This is a genomic window from Faecalibacter macacae, from assembly GCF_003687725.1.
Classification (GTDB): Bacteria; Bacteroidota; Bacteroidia; order Flavobacteriales; family Weeksellaceae; genus Empedobacter; species Empedobacter macacae.
In genome coordinates this window covers 1-621 of the sequence record NZ_RDOJ01000012.1, presented here as the reverse complement: position 1 = coordinate 621, position 621 = coordinate 1, and the positions used below count along the sequence as shown (strand labels likewise).

The following is a 621-nucleotide window of genomic DNA, read 5'->3' as shown; positions in this document are numbered from 1 at the left end:
AGCATTTGAGATTATATAGCTCTGAACTCGTTATAGTGTACTCAAACTCTATTCTCTTCTTTTTATACTACAATTTAAGATTTTCAAATCTAAAGGAATTTATTTCAGGATCTCAACAAAACAAACAACTCAATCTTCCTTATATATCCTTATTAAAAATCATAATCTATTAGTCATTTCGAGTGTTTAAAATGATTGATTTTAAATTTATCGAGAAATTACACGATAAAACATTGTCAAGCTGAATTCATTTCAGCTTCTCATAACACTTTTACTACTTGTCACATATAACATAGAACTTACAACGTAATACATAACATCCGAAAACAAAAAATCCCCAATCAAATAAATGATTGAGGATTCTTTTTAAAGACTGGCGGCGACCTACTCTCCCGCAATAGCAGTACCATCGGCGCTGAAAGGCTTAACTTCTCTGTTCGGAATGGGAAGAGGTGAGCCCTTTCGCTATAACCACCCTAATTTCTTAGATATTTTTAATTAGGTTTATTTCCTAATATATTATCAACATTATTAGATACTTGAATACAAGTGTTTGTTTATACAATCCAGTACACAATTCAAATAAGATTAACTAACCTTCTCTATGACGGTTAAATTAAT

1 rRNA gene is annotated in these 621 nt (G+C 30.6%); it reads right to left on the bottom strand.

Annotated elements, in window-relative coordinates:
* Window positions 1–371 precede the first annotated feature (371 nt).
* Window positions 372–479 (bottom strand): 5S ribosomal RNA (gene rrf / locus EAH69_RS09205).
* Window positions 480–621 lie beyond the last annotated feature (142 nt).